Here is a 7,303-nt window from a genome sequence, read left to right as displayed (position 1 = left end):
CCTCTGGCCCAGCCAATGCAACTTGACTGGATAGAGGCGGGACTCCGTTGGGGCTGCTTCGCAACCCAGCGCGGGGCAAGCCCGCTCACCACATAAAACAAGACAACGCCGCGAGGTACTCGCAGGGCTTAGGCCGAGCGCGCCATGATCAAGCCTGTCGCACTCGCCATTTCCAGTCGAATCGCCACAAATTTCGACGTCGGTGTATGGCTGCCATCCCCGGTGCTTTCCAGCGGTACCAGCGGGTTCACTTCCGGGTAGTACGCCGCTGCCTGGCCCGCCGGAATATCAAATGCCAGCAAGGTGAAACCCTTCACGCGGCGCTCGCGACCGTCTTCCCACAGCGACACGATGTCGGCCTTCTGCCCCGGCTTGAAGCCAAGGCGGATGATGTCGGCTTCGTTGACGAACAACACGTCACGCTGCCCTTTCACCCCGCGATAGCGGTCGTCCAGGCCATAAATGGTGGTGTTGTACTGATCGTGGGAGCGCATCGATTGCATGATCAGGTCCGGGATGCGGCCCGTGGCGTGGGTGCGTTCGTGGATCAGGTCCTTGGGCAGGACGTTCGGGCGGAAGTTGGCGCGGCCCGACGGCGTGTTCCAGCGGCGTGCGCCGGCCGAGTTGCCCAAGTAGAAACCGCCGGGGTTTTTGATCCTCTCGTTGAAGTCCTTGAAGCCTGGAATGGTGTCGGCGATCAGGTCGCGGATGCGCCCGTAGTCAGCCACCAGCCAGTTCCAGTCCACCGGTTTGCTGCCCAGGGTGGCGGCGGCAATGCCCGCCAGAATGGCCGGCTCGGATTTCATCAGCTTCGACAGCGGCTGCAGTTGGCCATTGGAGCCGTGGACCATGCTGAACGAGTCTTCCACCGTCACCGCTTGCGGGCCATCGGCCTGGATGTCTATGTCGGTACGGCCCAGGCACGGCAGGATCAGCGCGTCTTTGCCGTGCATCAGGTGGCTGCGGTTGAGCTTGGTGCTGATCTGCACGGTCAGGTCGCAGCTGCGCAGTGCTTCGAAGGTGCGCGGGCTGTCTGGTGTGGCTTGGGCAAAGTTGCCGCCCAGGCCGATAAACACCTTGGCGCGGCCTTCGAGCATGGCGTGGATCGCTTCGACCACGTTGTGGCCATGGGTGCGCGGCACCTGGAACTGGAAGCGGCGCTCCAGGGAATCAAGGAACGCCACCGGTGGGCGCTCGTTGATGCCCATGGTGCGGTCGCCCTGCACGTTACTGTGGCCGCGCACCGGGCACAGGCCTGCGCCTGGGCGGCCGATGTTGCCGCGCAGCAGCATCAGGTTGGCGATTTCCTGGATGGTCGGCACCGAGTGGCGGTGCTGGGTGATACCCATCGCCCAGCACATGATCACGTTTTTGCTTTTGGCGTACATGCGCGCCGCTTGCTCGATCTCAACCAGTGTCAGGCCCGACTGCGCAACGATCTCGTCCCACGAGGTGTCGTCGATCTGGCCCAGGTACTCCAGCACGTTGGTCGTGTGTTCGTTGAGGAAGTCGTGGTCGAACACGGCTTCTTTGCCTTCGGCCTGGGACTGGCGTTCCCACAGCAGCAGGAATTTGGCCATGCCGCGCAGAATGGCCATGTCGCCACCCAGCGCCGGGCGGAAGTAGGCGGTGTTGGTCGGCTTATCGCCGTTGGTGAGCATTTCCAGCGGGTGTTGCGGGTGCTGGAAGCGTTCCAGCCCGCGCTCTTTCAGTGGGTTGATGCACACCACCTGGGCGCCGCGGTTAACCGCTTCGCGCAGCGGTTCGAGCATGCGCGGGTGGTTGGTGCCTGGGTTCTGGCCCCAGACGAAAATCGCGTCGGCGTGTTCAAAGTCATCAAAGGTCACAGTGCCTTTGCCGACGCCCACACTTTGCGCCAGGGCGACGCCGCTGGCCTCGTGGCACATGTTCGAACAGTCGGGAAAGTTGTTGGTGCCGTAGGCGCGCACAAACAGCTGGTACAGGTAAGCCGCCTCGTTACTGGCGCGGCCCGAGGTGTAGAACTCGGCCATGTCCGGGCTTGGCAGTGCGTTGAGGTGCTTGCCGATCAGGTCGAACGCCGCTTCCCAACTGACGGGCTGGTAGCGGTCGGTCTCGGCGTCATAACGCATCGGCTCGGTCAGGCGGCCCTGGTATTCCAGCCAATAGTCGCTTTGTTCCAGCAACGCGGTGACGCTGTGTTTGGCGAAGAACGCTGCGTCTACGCGGCGCTTGGTGGCTTCCCAGTTGACCGCCTTGGCGCCGTTTTCGCAGAACTTGACCATGCCGCTTTCCGGCGAGTCGCCCCACGCGCAGCCCGGGCAGTCGAAGCCGCCGTTCTGGTTGGTCTTGAGCATCATGCGCAGGTTTTTCAGCGCGTTGTCGCTGGTCAGCCAGGCCTGCGCCACACTGATCAGCGCGCCCCAGCCGCCGGCCGCGCCCTTGTAAGGCTTGTAGCGCGGGGTTGGGGTTTGGTCGGCTTGATGATGATTGCTCACGGCTGGTTCTCCATCGCAGGGCTGTAGACCCGCGGCGCACTTTTCTGCGGCAGGTGGATGAGATTGAGGTTGTGCCGGCGGGCCCATTGCAAGGCCAGGCCGGTGGGCGACGACAGGCTGACCAAGGTCTGGATGCCTGCGCGCAAGACTTTTTGGATCAATTCGAGGCTGCAACGGCTGGTGACAATGGCCAGCCCGCCGTCGGTCGGAATCTTTTGGCGAATCAGCGCACCGATCAATTTATCCAGCGCGTTGTGCCGTCCGATGTCTTCGCGGCCCATCAGCAATTCGCCCTGATTGTTCATGAACACCGCCGCATGCACCGCGCCGCTGTGCTGGCCCAGTGGTTGGAACGCACTGATGCGCTGGCGCAGGCCGTCGAGCCATTCGGCGGGAGGTAACGGCGCGCCGGGCAGAACTTGAAGGTCCGGGAGTGCTTGTTCGACTGCTTCAACGCCGCACAGCCCGCAACCGCTGGTGCCAGCCAGTTGGCGGCGCTGCTGCTTGAGGTTCCAGAAAGCCCGGCTGGATATCTGCGCCTGCGCATACTGGACGGAGCCTGACCCACTGAGTTTCAGGTCATAAATGTCACTAACGTCGGCGATAATGCCGCTGCCAATGCTGAAACCGACGATGAAGTCTTCCAAGTCCGTCGGCGTCACCAGCATCACTGCCTGGCTGATGTCGTTATAGGCAATCGCCAACGCCACTTCTTCCGCCAACGCAGTGCTGGCGACTTCAGTGTGTTCGAGGTTGCAAAACTGGTAGCTCTGGCTGGCGGCGGGCGCGGGCGTTTCGAGGGCAGGCGCCGCGCAGGCTGGGCGCTTGGCGTTCATGGGGCAATACCACCGGCGGATTGATCAGTGTTTAGACTAGGCGCGACAAAGCGTCGCGTCTAATTGCCAGTACTGATCTACCGATAGATGACGTCGATCAAGACTCGGTTTGCGATTTCTGAAACAGCGCGAAACACGCCTCGGCCAGCGCCGAACGCGGTGCGCTGCGACGCATGATCAACCCCAGGCGCGCCAGCGTGTGGGCGTCCTCGATGGGCTGCAGGCGCAAATGCTCAGTCAAGGCATCAAGGCCACCGTCCAGCGGCATGACGGCGCAGCACAAACCGCCGTGCACAGCTTGTAACAATTGATGGACCGCGTCGGTTTGCAGCAGCGGCTGCGGGTTGAGGCCGCGGCTGTGGAAATTGTGGTCGATGGACTGGCGAAAGTGCATGCCACTGGTGAGCATGCCCAGCGGCAGTTCGATCAGCGCTTCCCAGCTCAACGGCGTGTCGCCGAAGCTGAAAAAACGCTGGTCGTAGAGCAGGCCCATGCGCGTTTCGCCCAAGGCCAGCGAGTCGAAACGTTCGTTGTCCAGACGCTCAAGGTAAGACACGCCCAGGTCCAGGCGGTTGCTCGCCAGTTGCTCCAGGATCTGTTCGGAGCTTAACGCCGAGAGCTCGAAGCGCAGGCTGGGGTGCTCTTTATGCAGTTGCTGCATCAACGCCAGTGGGTCGAAGCTCGACAGCGGCACCACGCCCAGGCGCAGCGTGCCCACCAGGTTGCCGCGACAGGCCGCCGCTTCAGCCTGTAAACCGTCATAGGCTGCCAGCACGGTGCGCGCCCAGGCCAATATGCGTTCGCCTGGCGCGGTGAACCCTTCGAAGCGTTGGCCGCGATTGACCAAGGGCAGATCCAGCTCTTCTTCCAGGTTGCGCAGGCGCATCGACAGGGTCGGCTGAGTGATGTGGCAACGCGTCGCCGCCTGGCCGAAGTGACGGGTTTCGTCGAGGGCGATGAGGAATTTCAGCTGTTTGATGTCCATCTTCGCTCCGGCTTATTCCAATGGCGGTGGATTCTAGCGCGTTTGGGTCTTTGGTCGGGCTGGAACCCAGTTCTGTAGGACTGGTCTAGTCTTTGGCATCTGGAACTTAAACCCCAAGGAGAGCACACCATGAGTCTTTTAAGCTTTGTTAAGGAAGCCGGCGAGAAGTTGATCGATCTGTTGACGCCGGGAAACGCAAACGCCGGCGACGAGTTGAAAAAACATATCGAAGCCGTCGGGCTGGGTAACCCGAACGTTCATGCCACTGTAGACGGCGACAAGGTGACGATCACCGGTGAAGTTGCCAGCCAGGAAGAGAAAGAAAAAATCATCTTGGCGGCGGGCAATATTGCCGGTGTGGCCAGCGTGGATGATCAAATTACCGTTTCCGGCCCCGTGGTTGTGGCCTCGCGGTTTGTCGTCGTGAAAAGTGGCGACACCCTGAGCGCGATTTCTAAAACGGTCTACGGTGACGCCAACAAGTACAACAAGATCTTCGAGGCCAACAAGCCGTTGCTCAAAGATGTGAACAAAATTTACCCAGGGCAGACGTTGCGTATTCCTGAGTAATAAGCGCAACAAAATGTGGCAGTTGATTTGTGTGGGAGCCGGGCTCGCCCGCGATGGCATCACCGCGGTGTGACTCAGGCACCGAGGTGCCTGTATCGCGGGCAAGCCCGGCTCCCACACAGGCCTGTGCTCACATCAGTTCAAAGTCCGGCAATCAGGTCGCGGTAATCATCCACCGCTGGGAACTCTGCCGTGTCCTTCGGCCCTTTCTTACTGTCCGGCTCTTTCACCGCGAGCAAATGCCCTACGCCAAACTCCCGCGCGCTGCGCAGGATCGGCAAGGTGTCATCGATAAACAGGCTGCGGGCCGGGTCGAAGTGGATGTCGGCTTGCAAGGCTTCCCAGAACTGCGGGTTTTCCTTGGGGAAACCGTAGTCGTGGGAGCTGATCAGCCGCTCGAAATACGGCGCCAGCTCAATGCGTTCCAGTTTCAACGACAGCGAGTCACGGTGCGCGTTGGTGATCAGGATCACGCGTTTGCCGGCCTGTTTGATCGCCGCCAGAAACGTGTCCGCGTCGGGGCGCAGGGCGATCAGGTGAGCGGTTTCCTGCTTGAGTTCGCGCACCGGGATATTCAGTTCGGTGCTCCAGAAGTCCAGGCAATACCATTGCAGTTGTCCGGCGTGGCGCTCGAACAGCGGCTGCAACTCCATCTCGGCCATGGCCCGGCTTACGCCGTGCAGCTCGGCATAGCGCTGGGGCAGGTGCTCCATCCAGAAATGATTATCGAAATGCAGGTCGAGCAGCGTGCCGTCCATGTCCAGCAGGACGGTGTCGATGGCGTGCCAGGGCAAAGAGGGCATGGGGCGGTCTCATGTAAGTAAAAATATCCGACACAGACAATCGGAAAAGCCACGGTATAGTAACCCGATCACGCCAAGGAGCCGCTTATGCGCCAGAAACCCACCGTCCTCGCCCGCGAAATTGTCGCCAGTAGCCGTTTGTTCCGCGTGGAGGAAGTGCAATTGCGCTTTTCCAATGGCGTTGAACGGACCTACGAGCGCCTGGTGGGCCGCGGTGCCGGCTACGGCGCGGTGATGATCGTGGCGATGATCGATGAGGATCACGCCTTGCTGGTGGAAGAGTACTGCGGCGGCACGGACGAATATGAGGTGTCGCTGCCCAAGGGCCTGATCGAGCCCGGCGAAGACGTGCTGGCGGCGGCCGACCGTGAACTCAAGGAAGAGGCAGGGTATGGTGCGCGACAACTGGAACACATCACCGAGCTGTCGCTGTCGCCTGGCTATATGAGCCAGAAGATTCAGGTGGTGCTGGCCACCGACCTCTATGAAGAACGCCTGGAAGGCGATGAACCCGAGCCGATGCGTGTAGACAAGGTCAACCTGCGCGAGCTGTCGCAACTGGCGCAAAACGAGCAGTTCAGCGAGGGCCGTGCATTGGCCGCGCTGTACCTGGTACGAGACCTGCTGACCCAACGAGGAGCGTTCAGCGCATGAGCGAACTGTTTTTAGGCCACCCGTTTATTGCCCCGGTGATTGAGCTGGCGCGCCAGGCTGGCGAAGTGATCCTGCCGTACTGGCGGGCCGACGTGGCGGTGACCTCCAAGGCCGACGACTCGCCGGTGACGGCGGCGGACCTGGCGGCTCACCATCTGATTCTCGCAGGCCTTACCGCGCTTGATCCGAGCATTCCGGTGCTGTCCGAAGAAGACGCCGATATCGACCAAAGCGTGCGCGCCGGTTGGCAGCGCTGGTGGTTGGTCGACCCGCTGGACGGTACCAAGGAGTTTATCTCCGGCAGCGAAGAATTCACCGTCAACATTGCCTTGATCGAACAGGGCCGTGTGGTGTTTGGCGTGGTGTCGATGCCTACCAGCGGCCGCTGCTACTTCGGCGGCGCAAACCTTGGGGCTTGGCGTTCGGATGTGAACGAAGCGCCCAAGCAGATTCAGGTGCGCCAGACCCCGGCCGCCGGTGAAGCGTTCACCGTGGTTGCCAGCCGTCGGCACACCAGCCCTGAGCAGGAGCGCTTGCTGGATGGGTTGAGCGCAGGGCTGGGTGAGCTGAAGTTGGCGAACATTGGCAGCTCGCTGAAATTTTGCCTGTTGGCCGAAGGCAGCGCCGACTGCTATCCGCGCCTGGCACCGACTTCGCAGTGGGACACCGCAGCGGCCCAAGGCGTGCTGGAAGGCGCGGGCGGCGAAGTGTTGGAGTTAAGCGGCGAGCCGTTCAGCTACCCGGCGCGGGCGTCGTTGTTGAACCCATTCTTTCTTGCGCTGCCAGCGAAAGCGGCGTGGCGCGAGCGGTTGCTGAGCCTGGCCCGGTCTTAACCCAGCCTGGATCAATAGGGGCGCTGGCTTGCTGTGGTGAGCGGGCTTGCCCCGCGCTGGGCTGCGTAGCAGCCCCATCGGATTTGCAGTGAACCCGTAGATGATCGTTCCTACGCTCCGCGTGGGAACGATCAAAATGTGGGAC

At 61.6% G+C, this 7,303-nt stretch carries 7 protein-coding genes; 3 read left to right on the top strand and 4 right to left on the bottom strand.

The genetic code is table 11. From position 1 onward, the window contains the following. Positions 1-128 precede the first annotated feature (128 nt). The 3 genes from WBB95_RS11140 to WBB95_RS11130 form a co-directional block, all read right to left on the bottom strand. A complete protein-coding gene (locus WBB95_RS11140; protein ID WP_424487641.1) occupies positions 129-2,477 on the bottom strand; it encodes an FdhF/YdeP family oxidoreductase in 2,349 nt (782 codons plus the stop codon). Further along, positions 2,474-3,313, bottom strand: coding sequence for a formate dehydrogenase accessory sulfurtransferase FdhD (gene fdhD, locus WBB95_RS11135; protein WP_424487640.1), 840 nt, complete (start codon positions 3,311-3,313; stop codon positions 2,474-2,476). Before fdhD ends, WBB95_RS11140 begins: the two co-directional genes overlap by 4 nt. Positions 3,314-3,410: 97 nt before the next feature. Further along, positions 3,411-4,298 (bottom strand): LysR family transcriptional regulator, encoded by an 888-nt coding sequence (locus tag WBB95_RS11130; RefSeq protein ID WP_424487639.1) that lies wholly within the window; start codon positions 4,296-4,298, stop codon positions 3,411-3,413. A gap of 129 nt (positions 4,299-4,427) precedes the next feature. Between WBB95_RS11130 and lysM the strand changes: the two genes are divergently transcribed. Next, positions 4,428-4,868, top strand: coding sequence for a peptidoglycan-binding protein LysM (gene lysM, locus WBB95_RS11125; RefSeq protein ID WP_424487638.1), 441 nt, complete (start codon positions 4,428-4,430; stop codon positions 4,866-4,868). Between the two features lie 140 nt (positions 4,869-5,008). Here the strand turns inward: lysM and yrfG are convergent, their stop codons facing one another. Next, positions 5,009-5,671, bottom strand: a complete 663-nt coding sequence (yrfG, locus tag WBB95_RS11120; protein WP_424487637.1) for a GMP/IMP nucleotidase — start codon at positions 5,669-5,671, stop codon at positions 5,009-5,011. 87 nt (positions 5,672-5,758) lie between these two features. Here yrfG and nudE point away from each other — a divergent pair, with 87 nt between their 5' ends. Together nudE and cysQ are read left to right on the top strand one after the other, a co-directional pair. Next, the gene (gene nudE, locus WBB95_RS11115) at positions 5,759-6,325 is read left to right on the top strand and encodes an ADP compounds hydrolase NudE (protein WP_424487636.1); all 567 of its coding nucleotides are present in this window, start codon (positions 5,759-5,761) and stop codon (positions 6,323-6,325) included. Continuing rightward, a complete protein-coding gene (gene cysQ / locus WBB95_RS11110; protein WP_424487635.1) occupies positions 6,322-7,158 on the top strand; it encodes a 3'(2'),5'-bisphosphate nucleotidase CysQ in 837 nt (278 codons plus the stop codon). Before nudE ends, cysQ begins: the two co-directional genes overlap by 4 nt. Positions 7,159-7,303 lie beyond the last annotated feature (145 nt).

This window comes from Pseudomonas sp. (assembly GCF_049645325.1).
Lineage (GTDB): Bacteria > Pseudomonadota > Gammaproteobacteria > Pseudomonadales > Pseudomonadaceae > Aquipseudomonas.
The sequence above is the reverse complement of the archived record's forward strand: the minus strand, read 5'-3'. Positions and strand labels throughout refer to the sequence as shown.

What these genes read in the sequence shown, in the direction of transcription:
- fdhD (WP_424487640.1), bottom strand. Translation starts at nt 3,313, where the DNA reads ATGAACGCCAAGCGCCCAGCCTGCGCGGCGCCTGCCCTCGAAACGCCC.
- WBB95_RS11130 (WP_424487639.1), bottom strand. Translation starts at nt 4,298, where the DNA reads ATGGACATCAAACAGCTGAAATTCCTCATCGCCCTCGACGAAACCCGT.
- lysM (WP_424487638.1), top strand. Translation starts at nt 4,428, where the DNA reads ATGAGTCTTTTAAGCTTTGTTAAGGAAGCCGGCGAGAAGTTGATCGAT.
- yrfG (WP_424487637.1), bottom strand. Translation starts at nt 5,671, where the DNA reads ATGCCCTCTTTGCCCTGGCACGCCATCGACACCGTCCTGCTGGACATG.
- nudE (WP_424487636.1), top strand. Translation starts at nt 5,759, where the DNA reads ATGCGCCAGAAACCCACCGTCCTCGCCCGCGAAATTGTCGCCAGTAGC.
- cysQ (WP_424487635.1), top strand. Translation starts at nt 6,322, where the DNA reads ATGAGCGAACTGTTTTTAGGCCACCCGTTTATTGCCCCGGTGATTGAG.